Genomic DNA, 18,995 nt, shown 5'->3' with positions numbered 1-18,995 from the left:
GGCGACTAGCCGAACGTGTAGGGCGCGCGCTGCGGACGGCTCAGCATCGCGTTGGCTTCGGCGTCGTTCTGAAAGCGTTCGGTCACGGGGTCCCAATGCAACGGCCGCTTGAGATGCATGGCAATCCAGTGGACGAGGCATGTGGAGCAGGCGCGATGGGCGATTTCGGCGTCGGTTGCATGCGGGCCTCGCGTCCGCATCGCCTTGATCCAATCCAGGTGCTGCTCGACCGAGGCGTAAAGCTGGATTTCGTTCGGGCCGATGAGGCCGTCGAGTATCTTCTCGTCGGAAGCCTGGAGCGGCATGGCGCTGGTGGTCGCTTTGGGATCGGTCGGCGAGACGCCTTCGCCGGTGCGCGCCACGAAAATCCAGCCCTTGGTGCCGATGAATTTGACCCCGTTGGGGAAGTCGCCGGAGATGTCCATGGTCACGCCGTTGGCGTAGCGGGCGTGGGTGAGGAATTTTCCGTGTACGTTCCATAACCCGGATTTTGGGAATTCCGCTTCGCCCCAGACCTCCACCGGACCGGAGCGCTCCATATCCATGCCCCAGTGGGCGGTGTCGATATGGTGCGCGCCCCAGCCGGTGATCATGCCGGAGCCGAACTGCTCGCAGCGCAGCCAGCCCGGACGGCCGAAGTCGTTCTGCGGATGCACCCGCGTTTCGGTGTAGTAGGCCTTCGGCGTCGAACCGAGCCAGGCGTCGTAATTGAGGTTCGCGGGCACCGGCTGTTCGGGCGCCTCGGGTCCGGCGGGATCGCCGGGCAGGCCGACTTCGATATGTTTCAGTTCGCCGATGCGCCCGTTGCGTACGAGTTCGCAGGCGCGCCGGAACTGCGGCCAGGGTTCGTCGGATCGCTGCTGGCTGCCGACCTGGAACACGCGGCCGCTCTTCTTCACTTCATCGGCCATGACGCGGCCTTCGGCGATGGTGAGCGAGGCGGGCTTCTGCAGATAGACGTCCTTGCCGGCGCGCACCGCATGGACTGCCAGGATGGCGTGCTGGTGATCCGGCGTCGAAATCATGACGCCGTCGATATCCTTGTCGGCAAGCAGGTCGTGATAGTTGGCGTAGGTGAGGGTGGAGGTCCACGGCCTGCCGAATTTCGTCGTGTAGGTTTCGTCGACGAACTGCTTGCCGAGCGCAAGGCGTTTGGAGTCGACATCGCACACCGCCGTGATGCGCGCGTCGGCGATCTTGAACACCTCCTTCATGTCGTGGACGCGGCTGATGCGTCCGATGCCGATGGCGCCGATATTAATGCGGTCGTTGGCGCCGAACGCGGATTGCGGAACGATGGCGGGGAAGGCCGAAACGGCCACAAGACTGAGGCCCGATTTGAGAAGGGAGCGGCGTGAAGGTGTCATGACGCTTCGTCCTTATGTGATAACGGGTTTGGTGGCGTTCTTTTGTGCGGTGAGCACCAGTTCGGCGGTGAGCAGCGCTTCGTCCTGGTTCTGCGCCTTCTCGGTGCGGTCGATAATGTCGCGCACGAACAACGGTCCGAACGGCAGCACGACGTTGTTGCAGTCGATGTAGCGCACGCCTTTCTTGTCGGCGATGAACAGGTGATTGCCGCCGGGCCGTCCGGATACGTCGTAGTACTTGCGCAGTTCGATATAACCCTCGGTGCCGAGCAGGAACAACCGCCCGTCGCCCCAGGTCGGCAGTCCGTCGGGCGTGAACCAGTCGACGCGGATATAGCCGGTGCCGCCGTTGCCGACCGCAACCATGTCGCCGAAATCCTCGAATTCGGGATATTGCGGATGGGCGACATTGCCCGCCTGCGAGGCGACCACATGGGCGCTGGTCGATTTGGTGTAATAGAGAAACTGCTCGATCTGGTGCGAGCCGATGTCGGTGAGAATGCCGCCGTAGCGGTGCTTGTGCCAGAACCATTCCGGCCGTCCGCCGGCATCGACATTGCCGATGCGGTGCGGGGCGAGATTGACGGTCTGGATCACCTTGCCGATGGCGCCCTGGTCGATCAGATAACCGACCTGGATGGCGGCTTTCACTTCCAGCCGCTCGGAATACATGATGGCGAACTTCTTCTTGGTCTCGGCGACGGTCTTGCGCACCTCGGCAAGCTGCTCGAGCGTGGTGATTGCCGGCTTGTCGGAGAGATAGTCCTTGTCCGCTTTCATCACCCGGATGCCGAGCGGCGCGCGCTGATCGGGAATGGGTGCGCCGCAGACCAGCTTGATCGATTTGTCGTTGAGGATCTCGTCTTCGCTTTTGGCGAGCTTGATGTCGCCGAACTTGGCGCGGAAATCGGCGATCTGTTTGGGATCGGTGGTGTAGAACTTCACCAGTTTGCCGCCGCCGCGCTGCACGGCCGCCGTCATGCCCATGATGTGGTAGTGATCGAGGCCGATCACGGCGAACTTGATCGATTGCTTGGCGAAGGGGGCGGGATCGAATCCGGCGGGGGCGGTTTCGGCGCCGATGCCGGGTGCGCCCTGGGCCAAGGCGGGGGCGGGCAGGGCTGAGAGCACGCCGGCCGTGCCGGCGCTCATCAAGACATTGCGACGATTGACCGAATCGAACATGGGCTTCCCTCTCATGCCGGATGGGTTGTGTTACCGGTAACAGGCGTCCAGCTTAGCACCGCCAACGAACTGCGGCGAGCCGGATTCCGCGGCTTTTCCGGGCAGATCGGACACGCGCGCGTAAGATGGCCGGATTTCCACATCTTGGTGTGTTTCCGCGTCCGATGGGCGCCTTGCGTCGTGACGCGACACATCCTAACTCAAAGGCAGGCTCGGGAGTCTCACGAAATGGACGGCGTCACGCTGGTCGATCATCCGCTGGTTCAGCACAAGCTCACCATTATGCGGAAAAAGGGAACGTCTACGAAGCAGTTCCGCGAACTGCTCAACGAGATCGGCATGCTGTTGTGCTACGAGATTACGCGCGAGCTGCCGACCACGCTGATCGACATTGAAACCCCGCTGGCGCCGATGAAGGCACCGGAGATCGAGGGCAAGAAGCTGGTGTTCGCGCCGATCCTGCGCGCCGGCATGGCGTTCCTGGAAGGGATGCTGAATCTGGTGCCGTCGGCCCGCGTCGCGTTCATCGGCCTTTATCGCGATCCGCAGACGCTGAAGAGCATCGAATACTATTTCAAGGCGCCGGAAGACATCGCCGACCGCTTGGTGATCGTGATGGACCCGATGCTGGCGACCGGCAATTCGTCCATCGCCGCCGTCGACATGCTGAAGGACCGGGGCGTGAACAATCTCCGCCTGATGTGCCTGTTGGCGGCGCCCGAGGGTCTCAAGAAGTTCCACGAGGCCCATCCCGACGTCCACATCTGGACCGCCGCGATCGACGACCATCTCAACGATCACGGCTACATCGTTCCCGGTCTCGGCGATGCCGGCGACCGCATGTTCGGGACGAAATAAGCGCTTCGCCGAAAAGCGGGCACCGGTTTTCGGCTACGAAGTGCGCCGGAAAAAGCTACACCGACAGCAGCCGCTGGAAGAACGCGCGGTAGCGCCTGAGTGCCTGCCGCAGGTCTTCCGTGGACGCTTCCCGGCCGCGGCCCCATTGCTGTTCGAGATTGGCGCGCTCCTGCGCAAAGGTATCGGCCAGCCGCGCCATCGCTTGTGCCACCAGATGGTCGGCATCTTCCACTGCCCGCCGCGGCTCGTCGACGAGCGCCGTCTGGATGGAATCCCACTGCGCCCGCAGCGGATCGGCATGTTCCGGCGCCAGCAATGGCGCATCGCGTTCTTCCTCCGCGGGGTGCTGCGCGAAGCGGCGAGCTGACATCTCCTCGTCCACATCGCGGCCCGGTGGCTCCGTGCCCGACATCGGTGTATCGAGATCGTCTTCGAGCCGCTCGTCGGGGACCCGCGCACGGCGCTGTTCGGCGGCCGCCGCTTCCGGATCGTCGAAGACCTCGCCCAGGGGATCGCGGTGTTCCGGAACGATCTGCGGATCGAAGCTGGGATCGCGCGGCGGACCTTTGCTGTTCATTTTTCCATCCATAATTCTGCTCCTTATGAGGCCGCGCGCATGCGAGGTTCGCTCGCCAGTTCTTCGAACAGGCTGCGGTAGTGGACCATGGCGCGACGCAGATCTTCGGTATTGGCCTGGCCCTGGGAATGGCGCACCGCAATCTCGTGTGCGGTCCGGTAATTCTGGACCACCTGCGGATGCTCGACGGACAGATCGGCCGCCTGTTGCTCGAATTCGATGACCGGATAGCCGCGCGCCGCCATCACTTCGCCGAGGAGCCGGTCCGCTGCCGAGACCGCACCGGCCGGATCGTCGACGAATTCGGCCTGCAGTGCGCGCCATCTCGCCGCGTAGCGGGCGCGTTGCTCGGGCGAGAGGGGATGAATGGCGTAGGACTGCACCCGTTGTTCGCGACGGCGCAGACGCTCCTCGGCCGCCCGGCGGCTGCCGGTTTCTTCGAGGGCTCGTTGGTATTCGGGGCCGAAGTGCGATTTCAAACGCTTCGATCCGCGTCCGCGCCAGATAAGGAGGGCCACTGCTGCCGCCAAAACGACTACCAGCACGATCAATACTGCCGCCATCGGGTCCGCCGGATTCATGCTTTGCCTCCAAGATCACCGTCGCGAGCTTAACGAGCCGGCCAGGGGGCTGTTCCTTTGGTTCCTTGCGGAAAATACGTACTGCCAACGACTACAACCAGGCGCGGCGCCCGCTCTGGCGGAATGTCGGACAAAACAGCGTTATCGAAGTGTTGACGGCCGTAGCACCGCAACTAAGCCGTGAAAGTACCAGGAAAAACCGGCCATAAATAAACTCATTCTAAAATGTATGGTGTCACAAAAGCTCCGCATAGTGACGATCACCCCCGGAGCCCCCCGTGAGTTTCAAGGATTTCTCGGTCAGCAAGAAAGTCGTCGGAGCGTTCGCGATCGTATTGTTGACGACGATCGCGCTCGGAGTGTTCGCGATCACCAGCCTGGCGCGGCTGAATACCGATGCGAACGATCTGCGGTCCAACTGGATGCCGTCCATTCAGGCCCTCGGACGCTTCCAGACCAAGATCACGCATTATCGCGCCTTTCAGGCGTCCATGCTTTTGATCGACGAAAGCCAGCGCGCCGGCGACACGAAAATCCGGCAGGGCGTTCTGGCCGATGCCGAAGCGGCGTGGGCGGAGTATTCCAAGAACATCACACCCGGCAAAGAGCGTGCGCTCGCCGACGAGATCAAGGCGCGCTGGGACGAATACCGGCCGATGGAGCAGAAGGAACTCGAGCTGCTGCAGTCCCAGGGTACCGCCGCCGCGGCGCGCTATTACACCCACGAGATGCGCGAAGCGTTCAGCGCCTTGAACAAGGCCGTCACGGCCGACGTCGCCTTCAACAAGGAAATGGGCGAGTCCTCGGGCGAGCACGGCCAGGAAACCTATCTCTCGGGCCGCCTTTGGATCATCGTGGCCTTGGGATTTGCCGTCGTGCTGTGCATCGGCGCGGGCATAATGCTGATCCGCAGCGTGTCGAAGCCGCTCGGCCACATGACGGACGCGATGGGCGAACTGGCGAACGGCAACCTCATGGCCCACGTACCGCACGCCGATCAGCAGGATGAGATCGGCAAGCTCGCCGAAGCCATGACGACCTTCAAGAACCAGCTTGCGGCGGCCGAGCAGTCCAAGGCCGAACAAACCAAACTGATCGTCGAGAGCATCGGTACCGGACTGGCGGAAATTGCCAAGGGCAATCTCTCGTACCGCGTCATTGCCGAACTCGTCGGGCCGTTCGCCCAGCTTAAGCAGGATTTCAACGGGGCGGTCGAGCGTCTGCAGGACACGCTGAGCGGCGTGATGAACTCCACCCAACAGATCGCCAACGGCGCCAACGAAATCTCGACGGCCGCCGACGACCTGTCGCGCCGCACCGAACAGCAGGCGGCCAGCCTCGAAGAAACCGCCGCGGCGCTGGAAGAGATCACGGCGACCGTCAAGAAGACTTCGGCCAACACCAAGGAAGCCACGATCAGCGTCGCCACCGCCAAGACGACGGCGGAAGAGGGCGGCCGCGTGGTCGAGACGGCGGTGAAGGCGATGGATGCGATATCCCAGTCGTCCAAGCAGATCACCGACATCATCGGCGTCATCGACGAGATCGCGTTCCAGACCAATCTTCTGGCGCTCAATGCGGGTGTCGAAGCCGCGCGTGCGGGCGAAGCGGGCAAGGGATTTGCCGTCGTGGCGAGCGAAGTGCGCTCGCTGGCGCAGCGTTCGTCGGAAGCCGCCAAGCAGATCAAGTCGCTCATCAACACCTCGAGCGAGCATGTCGCCGACGGCGTCAAGTATGTCGGCGAATCCGGCGCCGCCCTGAAGCGCATCGTCGAGCAGGTCGTGCAGATCAACGCGCTGGTCGGCGAAATGGCGACCGCCGCGCAGCAACAGGCGACCGGCATCGAGGAAGTCAACTCGGCCGTCAGTCAGATGGATCAGGTCACGCAGCAGAACGCCGCGATGGTGGAGGAGTCGACCGCCGCGTCGCGCAATCTCGCCAGCGAGACCCATACGCTCAGCGAACTGATCTCGTTCTTCAAGACGAGCGAAAAGCATTCCACGGCAGCCATCGCCGAACGTCCGGTCGCGCGTGCGCCTGCCAAACCGGTTGCCGTGCGCCCGGTACGCCGCGTCAGCGCCGGCCGCATCTCCGCGGCAGCGACGGCGCAGAAGATTGCGCCGCACGACGACTGGACGGAGTTCTGATCCATGCAGACCGAAGGCGCCCGGCAGTACATCAAGTTCCTGGCTACCGGGCAGGAGTTTGCCACCGACATCATGGGCGTGCGGGAAATCCGCGGCTGGACCGAAACGACCACGGTGCCCCATGCCGCCGATTACGTGCGCGGCGTGGTCAACCTGCGCGGCGTCGTACTGCCGGTGATCGACCTCAAAGCGCGGCTCGGCATGGGAATGACCGAGGTGACGCCGGCGCATGTCATCATCGTGCTGCAAAGCGGCGAGCGTTCGACCGGCATGCTGGTCGATGCGGTGCTCGACATCATGACGCTGACCGAAGATCAGATTCAGCCGATGCCGGACATCGTGCGCGAAACCAGCAACGATTACGTCGAGGGCGTGGCCGTGCTCGACGGCCGCATGGTGACGCTGCTCGGTATCGACAAGCTGACCGCGGGCGTGGAGGCGTTCGGCTAAGCCCGTCCGCCTAGATCGTGCTCACCGCCGCCTGGGTGCTGCCGGCCTTGGCGAAACGGCGGTAGAGATCGGCGTATTGCCGCCCCGACCGCGCCCACGAATAGTCGGCGCGCATGCCTTGTTCCTGCAGCGATTTCCACACTTTGCGATTGGCATAGCGCGCGATGGTGTGGGCGATGGCGCCGGTCAGGCTTTCGCGCGTCACGCCGTGGAACAGGAACCCGGTCGCCACGCCCGCATTCACCGCCGCTTCGTTGGCGTCGATGATGGTATCGGCAAGTCCGCCGGTATTGGCCGCCACCGGTATGCAGCCGTAGCGCAGGCCGTAAAGCTGGGTCAGGCCGCAGGGTTCGAACCGCGACGGGATCAGGATCGCATCGGCGCCGCCCTGCAAGAGATGCGACAGCGCTTCGTCGTAGCCGATGGTGACGCCGATCTTGCCGCGATGCTTGTTCGAGGCCGCGATGAAGGCGGTTTCGAGCTTGGTATCGCCCGAGCCGAGCAGCGCCAGCCTTCCGCCCATGGCAACGAGATCGTCGGTCAGCGAGGCCAGCACGTCCATGCCTTTTTGCGTGGTCAGGCGGCTGATGACGCAGAAGATCGGCCCGAAGCCGTCGGAAAGACCGAACGCTTTTTCCACTGCCTGCCGGTTCTGGCGGCGCAGATGCAGCGTGCGGGCGTCGTACTGCTGGACGAGGTTGGGATCGCTCGCCGGATTCCAGACATTGGTGTCGATGCCGTTGACGATGCCGAACACGCGGTCGCCGCGCGCCCGGATCAGGCCTTCCAGGCCCATGCCGAATTCCTTGGTGCGGATTTCCTCGGCATAGGTCGGCGATACCGTGGTGATCGCATCGGCGGTATGCAGGCCCGCTTTGAGGAAGCCGACGCCGCCGAAATACTCGACGCCTTCGATCGAATAGGCGCGTTGCGGCAGTCCGAGATGCGAGAAGGTTTCCGGCGCGAACCAGCCGGGGAAGGCGATGTTGTGGATGGTGATGATCGAGGGAACGCTCGATCCGTCGTAGCGCAGATAGGCCGGCGCCAGCGCGCCTTGCCAGTCGTGGCCGTGCACCAGATCGAAGCTGCCGTCGCCGGCTTTGCCCTCGGCGAGATCCGCCGCGGCGCGGCCGAGCGCGCCGTAGCGCATCCAGTTGTCGGGCCAGTCCTTGCCGGTGGTGGGATCGAGATACGGCCCGCCGTCGCGGGCGTAGAATTCCGGCGCATCGAGCACGATGACATCGAGCCCGCCCGCGGTGCCCGCGATCAGCCGCGCCTCGGCGCCGAGCAGATCCCGGTACTGATGAAGAACTTCGCCGCGGCTGAGCGCCTTCATCACTTTGTTGTAGCCCGGCAGCAGCGTCGTCACCGCCACGTCGTAGGGCTTGAGGGCTGCCGGCAGTGCGCCCGCCACGTCCGCAAGGCCTCCGGTCTTGACCAGCGGATAGGCCTCGGAAACGACGGAAAGCGCACGCAAGCTCATGACAGCCTCACGTCAGCCGGTCGATCATCGCCTGGGTGATGAGGCAGACGCCTTTTTCGGAGCGGCGGAAGCGCTGGGCGTCGAGCTTGGGATCTTCGCCCACCACCAGTCCTTCCGGAATGACCACGTCGCGGTCGAGCACCACACGCCTCAGCCGTGCCGAACGGCCGATCTTGCAGCGCGGCAGGATCACCGCGTCTTCCAGCACCGAGAACGAATTCGAGCGCACGCCGGTGAAGCACAGGCAGCGGCGCAGATGCGAGCCCGAGATGATGCAGTCGCCCGATACCAGCGATGCCACGGCCGAACCGCGGCGGCCTTCGAGATCGTGCACGAACTTGGCCGGCGGCGTGATTTCCGCATAGGTCCATAGCGGCCACGTCGTGTCGTAGAGGTCGAGCTTCGGCAGCACGTCGGTGAGGTCGATATTGGCTTCCCAATAGGCGTCGATGGTGCCGACGTCGCGCCAATAAGGCTCGGCCTCGGCGCCCGCGCGCACGCAGGAATCCGAGAACTTGTGCGCCACCGCTTTGCCGTTCTTGACCAGGTACGGAATGATGTCCTTGCCGAAATCGCGGGTCGAGCCGGGCGTGGCGGCATCGCGCTTCAGTTCCTCGAACAGCCGCTTGGTGCGGAAGACGTAGATGCCCATCGAGGCGAGGCAGGTGTCGGTCTTGCCCGGCATGGTCGGCGGATCGGCGGGCTTCTCGACGAAATCGGTGATGACGCTTTTCTCGTCCACCGCCATCACGCCGAAGCCCTTGGCCTCGGCCTTGGTGACTTCGAGACAGCCGATGGTCACGTCGGCGCCGGATTCGACATGCTGCATCAGCATCAGCTCGTAATCCATTTTGTAGATATGGTCGCCGGCGAGAACGACCATGAACTCCGGATTGTAGCTCTCGATGATGTCAATGTTCTGGTACACCGCGTCGGCGGTGCCCTGATACCACAGGCCTTCGGAGACGCGTTGCGAGGCCGGCAGGATGTCGAAGCTTTCGTTGCGTTCGGAGCGGAAGAAGTCCCAGCCTTGCTGCAGATGGCGGATCAGCGAATGCGCTTTGTACTGGGTGGCGACGGCGATGCGGCGGATGCCGGAATTGACTGCATTGGACAGGGCGAAATCGATGATGCGGGCCTTGCCGCCGAAATAGACGGCCGGTTTGGCGCGCTTGTCGGTCAGTTCGTTCAGCCGCGCGCCGCGTCCGCCCGCAAGGACGTAGGCCATGGTGTCACGCGCGAACGGATGTCTACGCTCCATAAGCATTCACTCCCTCGGGCGCCCGGTTCGCCGGACTGCTCCGGTGTCATCTTTTGAAATCATCACTAGCACAGAGTGCAATTGTAAAGGCAGGTTTGGCCATACTTTTTTTGGCTAATTTGGCGGTCGACGGGAGCGCTAACGTCCGTACCCGCCGCTTCGCCGGGCCGGTCAGAAACGCAGGACGCTCCAGATCGCGGAATAGTCGTCGGTCCAGGGTCTGAGGCCCTGCGGGACCGGTTCGGTCGGGATGCCGGCAAGCTCGCCCTTCCGGAACAGGTCCTTGCGGGGGGTGACCAGGACCCAGACCGAACGCGTCACGCCGTGGTCGAGGTCGTTGTAGACGTCGATGCTGCGGGTGGTCATCCCGCGCGCGGCCGCGTCCTGGGCGATTACCGGGGCCAGCGCGATGTAGCGGTTGGAGACGTGCACGGCCAGGACGCCGTCGGGCTTGAGGTGGCGCCAGTACAGCGAAAAGGCCTCGCGGGTCAGCAAGTGCAGCGGGATGGAGTCGCTGAGGAAGGCGTCCACGACCAGCACGTCGAAGCCTTGCGGCCGCTCGCGTTCGAGGCTCAGCCGCCCGTCGCCGATGACGACGCTCTGGCGGGCCGGATTGGTCGGCAGGTACCAGAACAGCGCGTGGGCGATGCGGTCGACGGCGGGGTTGATCTCGTAGAAACGGTAGGTGTCCCCGGCGCGGCCGTAGCCCGCCAGCGTGCCGACACCTTGCCCGATCACGCCGACCTTGAGGGGCCCGCGCTTGCCCGCCTCGGTCAGCAGCCGCCCGATCCCGGACGGCCGGGCGTAATAGGACAGCGGCGTCCGCCGCAGCCGCGGGTCTTTCACTTCGATGCCGTGCAGGATCGAGCCGTTGACCAGCCGGCGCACCACGATCGGATTGGTCTTCGTCAGGGCGGTATCCTGAACCCGCAGGGCGCCGTAGAAGTTCCGGGTCAGGAACACCGAATGGGACTGAAAGGAATAGGCGGTCCGCGCCATCGTCCATCCGGCTGCACCCACCACCAGCAGACCGCAGATCGCGAGCAGGTTCTGGTGCAGCGTGGTCCATTCGCGATAGTGCCGTCCAGCCGCCGCCAGCACGATCAAGGCCGTCAGCGGCAATAAAATCGGCAGCTCGTAAGGCGCGTTGAACACGGTCGGCGCCACCGCCGCCACGAACAGTCCGCCCGCCGCTCCGCCGGTCGAGATGATGAGATAATACTCGGTCAGATGCTTGGGTTCCGGCCGCGCCAGCGACAGCTCGCCATGGCAGACGCAGCAGAACACGAACAGCACGCCGGAGAGCACCGGCAACATCAGCAATCCGTGTTCGGAGAAGAGGCCGGCGGTGGAGGCCAATGCGACGCCGAGCGCCAGCACGAACACGAGATACCACGCCGGCAGCGCGAACCATTTGAGATTGTTGAAGGCGAGAATGAAGCTGGCGAGATAGAGCGCCAGCGGCACGATCCAGAACAGCGGGATTGCCGCCACGTTCTGCAGCATGAAGTTGGTCATTGCCAGCAACAGGCCCGAGGGCGCCGCGGCCAGGAAGAACCACAACGCCCGCTTGCCCCAGGTCGGCCGCTCGGTCTTTTCACGCCGCGCCAGTGTGCCCTCGCGATAGCGCCATGCCGTCAGCGAACAGATCACCGCGAACCCGGCGTAGAGCACCGACCAGCCGACGGCCTGCAGGTGTCCTGTGACGTAAGGCTCGACCAATACGGGATAGCTGAGCAGGGCCACCATCGAGCCGAAGTTCGACAGCGCGAACAGCCGGTAGGGCGGGCGCACGACGGCGCCGTCCGGGCCTTCGACCGGCCGCGCCAGCCACGCCTGCACCAAGGGGCTCGTCGCCGACAGCAGCACGAACGGCAGGCCGATGGTGGTGGCGAGAAGGCCGAGGATCAGCGGCAGCGGACCTTCGCCGCCCGCGGGCTTCCAGTGCTCGGCCGGAATGATCGGCAGGAACACCAAGCTGGCGGCCAACAGCCCGGCATGAATGCGCCATTGCCAGCGCGGCGGCACGTGCGTGGTCAGGACATGGGCATAGAGATATCCGGCCAGCAGCGCTGCCTGGAAAAACAACAGGCAGGTGGTCCAGACCTGCGCCGAGCCGCCGAACCAGGGCAGGATCGCCTTGGCGATCAGCGGCTCGACCTCGAACAGCAAGAGCGCGCCCGCCAGGATCGTCGCCGCAGCCGCGAAGCGGTCAACCTGCCAACGCTGAGCCATGCGATTCCCCGACATTGAGGCCGGTGGTTATAGAACCCAGGCGTTAAAAAGCGCGAACAAACCTTCCGCCTGGGGGGCGGATGTTGCTGGCACGCGGTTCATTCCGCTATGGGCGAAAGTGTGTGTGCGTCGTGCTGCACCAGCTCGTTTAGGGCTCTCCTTCACTATGCTGCACTCCTAGGTGGTGGTGGGCGCCAGCGTCCGTTTCTACGTCCGTGGCACTTTGTCTTCCCCGTGCGGAAGGGATTGCCCCAGAATTGTCTTTATATTTTCACAGCTTATTAAACTTGGACCTATCATATTGATAGGTATTGCAATGCAACAGGAACTATCATTATGATAGGTCATGGTCGATCCAAAACCCCCTCAACCCGCCGGCGGCCGAGGCGCCGATCTGGTGCCGTTCAAGCCGCCGAGGCCCTGGCTGCAAAAGCGGATTCGGGAGATTGCGAAGAACACGGACAACATCACGTGGGGATCACATGCGTTCGACCGAAGCGACGAACGGGACATCACGGACACGGATGCGCTGACGATCCTTCGGACGGGCCAATTGGACGACCAAATAGAGCAGGGGGAGAGTCTGGGGGAATGGAAAGGGAAGATGACAAAGGTTCTGCGGGGCCGACGAGAAGCGGGCGTCGTAGTGATCGTAATCAAGGATGCGGAGTTATTTGTGAAGACGGTGGAATGGGAGGATTTGCGATGACAAGACGTGAGTTCTTCCAAGACGGAAAGGAAATACAAGCGGAACCGCTGCACTACACCACGTGCGGGCTTGACGACGTGTACCTGCTGAGTGGGTTTACACGCAAAAGCACACCGTACGGCGATGGTGTAACCATCAGCAATATTGACGGCCTTCATAGGGCCATCGGCCTATCCCTCATTGTTGACCGCAAAGCTCTCTCTCCAAAGGAATTGAGATTTTTGCGGAAAGAATTGGATATGACGCAAGCTGATTTGGGTAGAGCCCTCAGGCTATCAGATCAGCAGGTAGCACGTTGGGAGAAGGGTGAGTGTGCTATCACTGGCCCTGCCGAAGTGGCGATGCGTCTTCTTTTTGCTGTTGAGCTTGTTCCTGCCCGTAAACGCGGGGCGTTCATGGCTAATTTGGTGAAAGCGCTAAATGAGCTTGCATTGAAAGACGAGACGCGCCCCAACAAACTCGTGTTTACTGAAACGGATATGGGTTGGATAAAAACGGCCACAACGCGCGAACTTGCCTGCGTTGGAGCTTAATTAGAGGCTCTACACGTTTCTGAGCTTGTATAAAGCCCCGGTCGAATGGCCGGGGCTTTTGCATGAGTCGCTCTATATGGTGGCCCACAACATCCCTTCGCTGCAGGTTTTCCACGGCTTGGTCTGATAGTTCGCGATAGCGCCGCGGATTTTGTTCCGCTTGCGGCGGAGCAGGAGGCGAAAGGAAAGCTATAGCGCGTCGTTATCCCGTTCGCCGGTGCGCACGCGTAAGGCCGCTTCGAGGTCGCAGACGAAGATTTTGCCGTCGCCGATCTTACCGGTGTAGGCGGCCTTGCGGATCGCCTCGACCACGACCTCGCTGCGTTCGTCCGGCACCGCCACTTCCAGCTTCAGCTTGGGAATGAAGCTGATGGTGTACTCGGCGCCGCGATAGACCTCCTTGTGGCCCTTCTGACGGCCGTAGCCGCGCACTTCCGAAACCGTCATGCCTTCGGTGCCGGTGGTGAGGAGGGCGTCGCGCACCATGTCGAGCCGATGCGGCTGGATAATCGCGATCACGAGTTTCATGCGTCGGTCCTCACCCATTCATGTTGTAGCCGGTCTCGCCGTGGCTGGAGAAATCCAGGCCTTGGATTTCCTGTTCGCGGTCGATCCGCCATCCGGCGACGGCTTTGGTGAGCTTGATAATGACGAACGTTGCCGCCGCCGACCAGAGGCCTGTGACGATAACGGTTTCCAATTGAACCCCGAACTGGGCCAGGACCGGGCGGGCCAAGGTGGTGCCGCCGACGCCGAGCCCTACGGCGAAGGGTACCAGCAGGCTGCCGAGCGCGCCGCCGACCCCGTGCACGCCGAGCACGTCGAGAGCGTCGTCGACCTTCCACATCCGCTTCACCACATGCACAGCGCCGTAGCAGACGAGGCCGCCCGCCGCGCCCAGGAACACCGCGCCCAAGGGGCCGACATAGCCGGACGCCGGCGTGATCGTGGCCAAACCCGCCACCGCGCCGGTGACGGCGCCGACCAGCGAAGGCTTGCCGAACTTGATCCATTCCACCGCGATCCAGACGCAGGTTGCCGTTGCGGCCGCCAGGTGCGTGGCCAGCATCGTCATGCCGGCATCGCTGCCTGCTTTGAGAGCGCTGCCCGCATTGAAGCCGAACCAGCCGACCCACAGGAATGCGGCGCCGACCATCACCATCCACGGCGCGTGCGGCGGCTGCACCGAATGCGGAAAGCCGTGCCGTGGGCCGAGCATCGCGGCGGCGAGGAGGGCGGAGATGCCCGCGGTCAGATGCACCACGATGCCGCCGGCGAAATCCATCGCGCCGAGCTGGCCGAAATAACCGCCGCCCCACACCCAATGGCACACCGGCGCATAAACGAGTACCAGCCACAATGCCGAGAACAGCATCACGGCGCCGAATTTGATGCGCTCGACGTAGGCGCCGATGATGAGGCCGGGCGTGATGATCGCGAACGTCATCTGGAACATCACGAACACGCTTTCGGGAATGGACGTGCCCGGATGTACGGCGTCGCGCGGCAGATGCTGCAGGAACATCGCTTTCAGATCGCCGATCCACGCGCCGGAGCCGCTGAACGCCTCGGAATAGACGAACGCGAACCACATCAGCGAAACGATCGCGGCGATGGCGAAGGTTTGGAACAACACCGACAGGATGTTCTTGGCCTGCACCAGGCCCGCGTAAAAGAAGCCCAAGGCCGGAAGCATCATCAGCAGCACCAAGGCGCTGGATATCATCAGCCAGGCGGTATCGGCTCCGTTGATCACATTGCCCTCCAGAGACGGTTTTCTGCTTATTGGCCGGGCAGGTTGCAAAACCGTGCATCGCCCGCAACGCGGCACATTGCCGTTCAAATCAGCAATTATCGTATTTGCACCAATAACAGGCAAGTTACGAGGCAAACCGCCCAGAATTCGAGCGAAACGCGGCCTCTGCACCCGTTATTATATTATATATACGGAGAGGTTTATGAAATTAACGAAAATCGCAACTTTAAGTTAGGTCGAAGCACGTTTTTAGATATGTAAGCGTTGTCAGTAACGAGTGGTCTGTCATTGGGGAGGGGGACATGACGATCTTCAATCGTGCCAAGGAGCCCGAACAAGAAGGGCTCCGATCCATGCCGCAACAGCCGAAAGCGCCGGAGCCCGTGAAAGCGGCCCAGCCGCCGCGTCCGGTCGTGCGTCCGGCAACACCGCCCGTGCAACAACGGCCGGCCGTCGTCGCGCCGGTACGCGTCGCCGTTCCGGCGGCCGCAACGCCTGCCGTCTCGCATCCTGCGCCGGCGGCGCCAGTTGTCGAAGCTGCCGAAGCGGTGACGCCACGTGCGCCTGTCGCCGCTCCGAAGCCTGCTACGCCGCCGTCGCCGAATGCCGCGATGCTGGTTGCGGGCGCCGGCGTCACGCTGAAGGGCAACATGCAGTGCGACATGCTGCGGGTCGAAGGCAGCATCGAAGGCGACGTGAAAGCGCGCAAGCTGGTGATCTCGTCCGGCGGCACCTTGATGGGAACGGCCGAAATCGAAGACGCCGAAATCGAAGGCATCTTCGAAGGAACGCTGATCGTCTCCGGTCATCTGGTGGTGCGCAGCACCGGCCGGCTGGCGGGAAAATTCCAATACGGCGAGATCGAGATCGAACGCGGCGGTGCCGTCACCGGCGAAGTCCAGCTTCACGGCCAGGTCTAGCGCCGAACGTTCTGCTTCCTCTTTCCTCCCCCGCGGATCTCAACCGGTAGCTCCGCACTACCGCCCGAAGTGCGGGGGAGGCGGCCCGGCGTAGCTTTAGTGAAGCCGGGACGGAGGGCAAAACCTCGAAGCACGCACCCCGCCGCGGTGCTGCCCGCGCGCTGGACCCTCGCTATTTATTTTCCGGAAATTATTGCGGCTGCGAACCAATTGCGCCGCCTGATGCGAGCTAACTGTTTGTCGCCGCAGTGCGAACGCCAGACTGTCGCACCCTCTTGAAGAATGCGAGGAGTTTCCCCATTTCCATTACATCCCAACAAAAGCATTCGGCCGGCTCACGCCGTCTTCGGCCCGATCAATGCCGTCAGTTTGGCGATGATGTCGTCGAGGCCCGTGCAGACGGCGCCGATTTCGGCACAGTGCGCACTGACGGCGGCGATAGCGGCAATTTCGGACTTCAGCACCGCCACGGCGCCGGTCAGCGCAGCCGTGAGGTTTTGCAACGTCGCACTGTCGTCCAGGGCCGCCGCGCTGATGAGGGTCAGTTTTTGGTGGGTGGTGAGAATGTCTCGTTGTTTTTGCCCAAGTTGTTGGACTTTGGCGTTGTCGTCGTCCGACAAACCCACCCCCGGCGTGGCGGCGGCGATGATGGCGTGAATCTGCGCGTCGATGTCGGCGCTCATGGCCTTCAGTTGCGCCATGCGCGGCTTGGCATCGGCGAGAATGGCGTTGAATTCGGGCCCCATGGCCGTCTCCTTCAATCCGATCGTTTCTCTGTCGTGCTGAGTTTGTCGGCGATGTCTTTGATCCGCTGCGCTTGCGCCAGGAACGCGCTCAAGGCGTTGAGGACGGCCGCCGGATCGGCGTCGGGATGGGTCACTGCGTCCTTCAGCTTGGCATGCGCCTCGGCCAGCTTGTCATAGAGGTCGGGAAGACCCGCTTTGATGACCGCATCCATGGCTTTGGCGGCGTTGATCGCTCTGGTCAGCGCGTCGGGCGTCTTTTCCGCAAGAAAGGCGGTATGTGCGGTGGAGACCGCCTTTTCGAGATCGTCGAGTTTGGCGGTCTGGATCAGTTTGAGTTTGGTCGCCATCTCGGCTCTGCCGCCCTGAATGACGCCGTCCATGATGGTGACGGCGCGCACGATCGCCGCGTGTTTTCGATTGTCCTGATAGAGTCCGTAACCGTAGCCGACAACGGCGCCGACCGGCTCGGCGACCGAGGTGAGGGCGGTGCCCGCAATCGCATTGACGGCTCCCGCGACGACGGCCGCCGAACCGACGGCTTTGCTGGTCGCCGCCTGAACGTCCCTGGTGGCATCGGCCTTTTCGAGGGTGTCGAGCGCTTCGGCGTAATCGCGAATGCCGTTGAGCAGCGCCGCGGTTTTGGGCATCAGGTCGGGCACATAGACGGGAACGCCGTCATTGGCGCCCACCAATGTGAACGTGCAGCCGTCGCTGTCCGCCGTGCAGCCGGATTTCTGGATGAGTTTGTCCTTGGCGGCTTGCTGGAAAAGGATGCCGTTCAATTGGCCCGTGGCATCGTCGTCGAGCGATTGGAACGCGGTCGCGGCCTTGTCGGCGGCGGACGCGAAGGTGGCGATGGGCTCCCGGTAGGAGCTGGTGGATGTGCAGCCCGCAACGGCGACTGCCATCAAGAGGAGCGGAAACAGCTTGGTGATGATGCGCATGATCCCCTTCGCATACCGATCGAAATGGCTGCACAACTGGAAGTGTACGGCATTTTTGACCAGCCGCGTAGAGGCGCTGGCGCCAAGGGGCCCGCGAGCCATCCGGTCTTCATGCACAAGCCCTGCGCCGCGGGCGGGTTGACTTGCCGGTTCCTGGGTGGAAGCGTCTGGAAATGCACAAGAACCTGTCTGTTTTCTCAAACGATCATGCGCCCGCGGGCGCCCGTAATCCGGTCGCGGCCTTCGACGCGGCGCTCATCAATGCCCAGTCCGTTGACGAGGCCGAGGTTGCGCGCGCGGTAGCGGCTTTCGCCGAACAAGCACCGTCGCCCGGCGCGCCGCAGTTGTTGAATGCGCTGCGGTGTATCGACCTCACCACGCTGTCGAGCGACGACACGCCCGAGCGCGTGAAGGCCCTGTGCGCCAAAGCCCGCCAGCCGCTCAGCCGCGACAAGCAGGCGGCGCTCGGTCGCGAGGGCATTACGACGGCCGCGGTGTGCGTCTACCACGCCTTCATCGGGACGGCGCTGGAAGCCCTGGCCGGGACGGCCGTTCCTGTCGCGACCGTATCCGCCGGATTTCCCCACGGCCTGTCGCCGCTCCGCGCCCGCGTTTTGGAGGTGAAGGAGTCGGTTGCCGCCGGCGCGCACGAGATCGACATCGTCATCGACCGTTCGAAGGCGCTCACCGGCGACTGGCAAGGCATTTATGACGAGGTGTGCCTGTTCCGCGAAGCCTGCGGCGAGGCCCATCTGAAGGCCATCATCGGCACCGGCGACCTCGGCACCCTCACCAACGTGGCGAAGGCGTCGCTCGTCTGCATGATGGCCGGCGCGGATTTCATCAAGACCTCCACCGGCAAGGAAACGGTCAACGCCACGCCGGAATTCGCCCTGGTGATGGCCCGGACGATTGCCTTCTGGCGCAAGTCGACGGGGTACAAAGTCGGCTTCAAGGCGGCGGGCGGCATCTCGAAGGCGAAAGAGGTGCCGGTCTACCTCGCCATCATGCAAAGCGTCTTGGGCGACGAATGGCTTCAGCCGAACCTGTTCCGTATCGGTGCCTCCCGGCTGTTGGGCGATATCGTGGAGACGCTGGAACGGAGCTAACCTGTCATCCCCGGCGAGCCCGCGCGGCACATCGATTTCGGTTCGGCACATGGTCGGCGGCGCGGGCGAGGGAAGGGGACCCAGGTGGTGGTGTTTTTCCGCTCTCGAAGAGTCATCGCGGTGCCGAACCGCCA

At 63.2% G+C, this 18,995-nt stretch carries 18 protein-coding genes; 7 read left to right on the top strand and 11 right to left on the bottom strand.

Going from position 1 to position 18,995, the window contains the following annotated elements; genetic code table 11:
- Positions 1 to 5 precede the first annotated feature (5 nt).
- A complete protein-coding gene (locus FHS84_RS11300; protein WP_166934211.1) occupies positions 6 to 1,367 on the bottom strand; it encodes a Gfo/Idh/MocA family protein in 1,362 nt (453 codons plus the stop codon).
- A 12-nt stretch (positions 1,368 to 1,379) separates the two neighbouring features.
- A complete protein-coding gene (locus FHS84_RS11295) occupies positions 1,380 to 2,552 on the bottom strand; it encodes a Gfo/Idh/MocA family protein (protein WP_166934209.1) in 1,173 nt (390 codons plus the stop codon).
- Positions 2,553 to 2,780: 228 nt separating this feature from the next.
- Here FHS84_RS11295 and upp point away from each other — a divergent pair, with 228 nt between their 5' ends.
- Positions 2,781 to 3,410, top strand: a complete 630-nt coding sequence (upp, locus tag FHS84_RS11290; RefSeq protein ID WP_166934207.1) for a uracil phosphoribosyltransferase — start codon at positions 2,781 to 2,783, stop codon at positions 3,408 to 3,410.
- A gap of 55 nt (positions 3,411 to 3,465) precedes the next feature.
- On the opposite strand, the gene FHS84_RS11285 is transcribed toward upp, so the two are convergent.
- Together FHS84_RS11285 and FHS84_RS11280 are read right to left on the bottom strand one after the other, a co-directional pair.
- Positions 3,466 to 3,987: a hypothetical protein gene (locus FHS84_RS11285; protein WP_166934205.1), complete on the bottom strand. Its 522-nt coding sequence runs from the start codon at positions 3,985 to 3,987 to the stop codon at positions 3,466 to 3,468.
- Between the two features lie 23 nt (positions 3,988 to 4,010).
- Entirely contained in the window at positions 4,011 to 4,568 is a 558-nt protein-coding gene (locus FHS84_RS11280; RefSeq protein WP_166934203.1) for a hypothetical protein, read from the bottom strand.
- Between the two features lie 278 nt (positions 4,569 to 4,846).
- Between FHS84_RS11280 and FHS84_RS11275 the strand changes: the two genes are divergently transcribed.
- Together FHS84_RS11275 and FHS84_RS11270 are read left to right on the top strand one after the other, a co-directional pair.
- Positions 4,847 to 6,715, top strand: coding sequence for a methyl-accepting chemotaxis protein (locus FHS84_RS11275; protein ID WP_166934201.1), 1,869 nt, complete (start codon positions 4,847 to 4,849; stop codon positions 6,713 to 6,715).
- Between the two features lie 3 nt (positions 6,716 to 6,718).
- Positions 6,719 to 7,165, top strand: a complete 447-nt coding sequence (locus FHS84_RS11270; protein ID WP_166934199.1) for a chemotaxis protein CheW — start codon at positions 6,719 to 6,721, stop codon at positions 7,163 to 7,165.
- A gap of 10 nt (positions 7,166 to 7,175) precedes the next feature.
- Here FHS84_RS11270 and glgA read toward each other — a convergent pair whose 3' ends face one another.
- From glgA to FHS84_RS11255, 3 genes are all read right to left on the bottom strand, one after another.
- Complete coding sequence (gene glgA, locus FHS84_RS11265) at positions 7,176 to 8,648, bottom strand: glycogen synthase GlgA (protein ID WP_166934197.1); 1,473 nt, start codon at positions 8,646 to 8,648, stop codon at positions 7,176 to 7,178.
- 7 nt (positions 8,649 to 8,655) lie between these two features.
- Positions 8,656 to 9,909: a glucose-1-phosphate adenylyltransferase gene (glgC, locus tag FHS84_RS11260; RefSeq protein ID WP_208393812.1), complete on the bottom strand. Its 1,254-nt coding sequence runs from the start codon at positions 9,907 to 9,909 to the stop codon at positions 8,656 to 8,658.
- A gap of 171 nt (positions 9,910 to 10,080) precedes the next feature.
- Entirely contained in the window at positions 10,081 to 12,144 is a 2,064-nt protein-coding gene (locus FHS84_RS11255) for a fused MFS/spermidine synthase (RefSeq protein ID WP_166934193.1), read from the bottom strand.
- Positions 12,145 to 12,490: 346 nt separating this feature from the next.
- Here FHS84_RS11255 and FHS84_RS11250 point away from each other — a divergent pair, with 346 nt between their 5' ends.
- Both FHS84_RS11250 and FHS84_RS11245 read left to right on the top strand, forming a co-directional pair.
- Positions 12,491 to 12,853 (top strand): DUF4258 domain-containing protein, encoded by a 363-nt coding sequence (locus tag FHS84_RS11250; RefSeq protein WP_166934191.1) that lies wholly within the window; start codon positions 12,491 to 12,493, stop codon positions 12,851 to 12,853.
- Complete coding sequence (locus FHS84_RS11245) at positions 12,835 to 13,386, top strand: helix-turn-helix domain-containing protein (protein WP_166934189.1); 552 nt, start codon at positions 12,835 to 12,837, stop codon at positions 13,384 to 13,386. The genes FHS84_RS11250 and FHS84_RS11245 overlap by 19 nt, the downstream gene beginning before the upstream one ends.
- 189 nt (positions 13,387 to 13,575) lie before the next feature.
- Here the strand turns inward: FHS84_RS11245 and FHS84_RS11240 are convergent, their stop codons facing one another.
- Positions 13,576 to 13,914 (bottom strand): P-II family nitrogen regulator, encoded by a 339-nt coding sequence (locus FHS84_RS11240; RefSeq protein ID WP_166934187.1) that lies wholly within the window; start codon positions 13,912 to 13,914, stop codon positions 13,576 to 13,578.
- Between the two features lie 10 nt (positions 13,915 to 13,924).
- The gene (locus FHS84_RS11235) at positions 13,925 to 15,142 is read right to left on the bottom strand and encodes an ammonium transporter (protein ID WP_208393811.1); all 1,218 of its coding nucleotides are present in this window, start codon (positions 15,140 to 15,142) and stop codon (positions 13,925 to 13,927) included.
- 302 nt (positions 15,143 to 15,444) lie between these two features.
- Between FHS84_RS11235 and FHS84_RS11230 the strand changes: the two genes are divergently transcribed.
- Positions 15,445 to 16,062: a bactofilin family protein gene (locus tag FHS84_RS11230; protein WP_166934185.1), complete on the top strand. Its 618-nt coding sequence runs from the start codon at positions 15,445 to 15,447 to the stop codon at positions 16,060 to 16,062.
- Positions 16,063 to 16,397: 335 nt separating this feature from the next.
- Here FHS84_RS11230 and FHS84_RS11225 read toward each other — a convergent pair whose 3' ends face one another.
- Positions 16,398 to 16,808 (bottom strand): hypothetical protein, encoded by a 411-nt coding sequence (locus tag FHS84_RS11225; protein WP_166934183.1) that lies wholly within the window; start codon positions 16,806 to 16,808, stop codon positions 16,398 to 16,400.
- Between the two features lie 11 nt (positions 16,809 to 16,819).
- Entirely contained in the window at positions 16,820 to 17,752 is a 933-nt protein-coding gene (locus tag FHS84_RS11220) for a hypothetical protein (protein ID WP_166934181.1), read from the bottom strand.
- 173 nt (positions 17,753 to 17,925) lie between these two features.
- Here FHS84_RS11220 and deoC point away from each other — a divergent pair, with 173 nt between their 5' ends.
- Positions 17,926 to 18,861, top strand: a complete 936-nt coding sequence (gene deoC, locus FHS84_RS11215) for a deoxyribose-phosphate aldolase (RefSeq protein WP_166934178.1) — start codon at positions 17,926 to 17,928, stop codon at positions 18,859 to 18,861.
- The last annotated feature ends 134 nt before the right edge of the window (positions 18,862 to 18,995 follow it).

The sequence above is a fragment of the Rhizomicrobium electricum genome (assembly GCF_011762045.1).
GTDB classification, from domain to species: Bacteria; Pseudomonadota; Alphaproteobacteria; order Micropepsales; family Micropepsaceae; genus Rhizomicrobium; species Rhizomicrobium electricum.
This window is presented reverse-complemented; position numbering and strand designations above follow the sequence as displayed.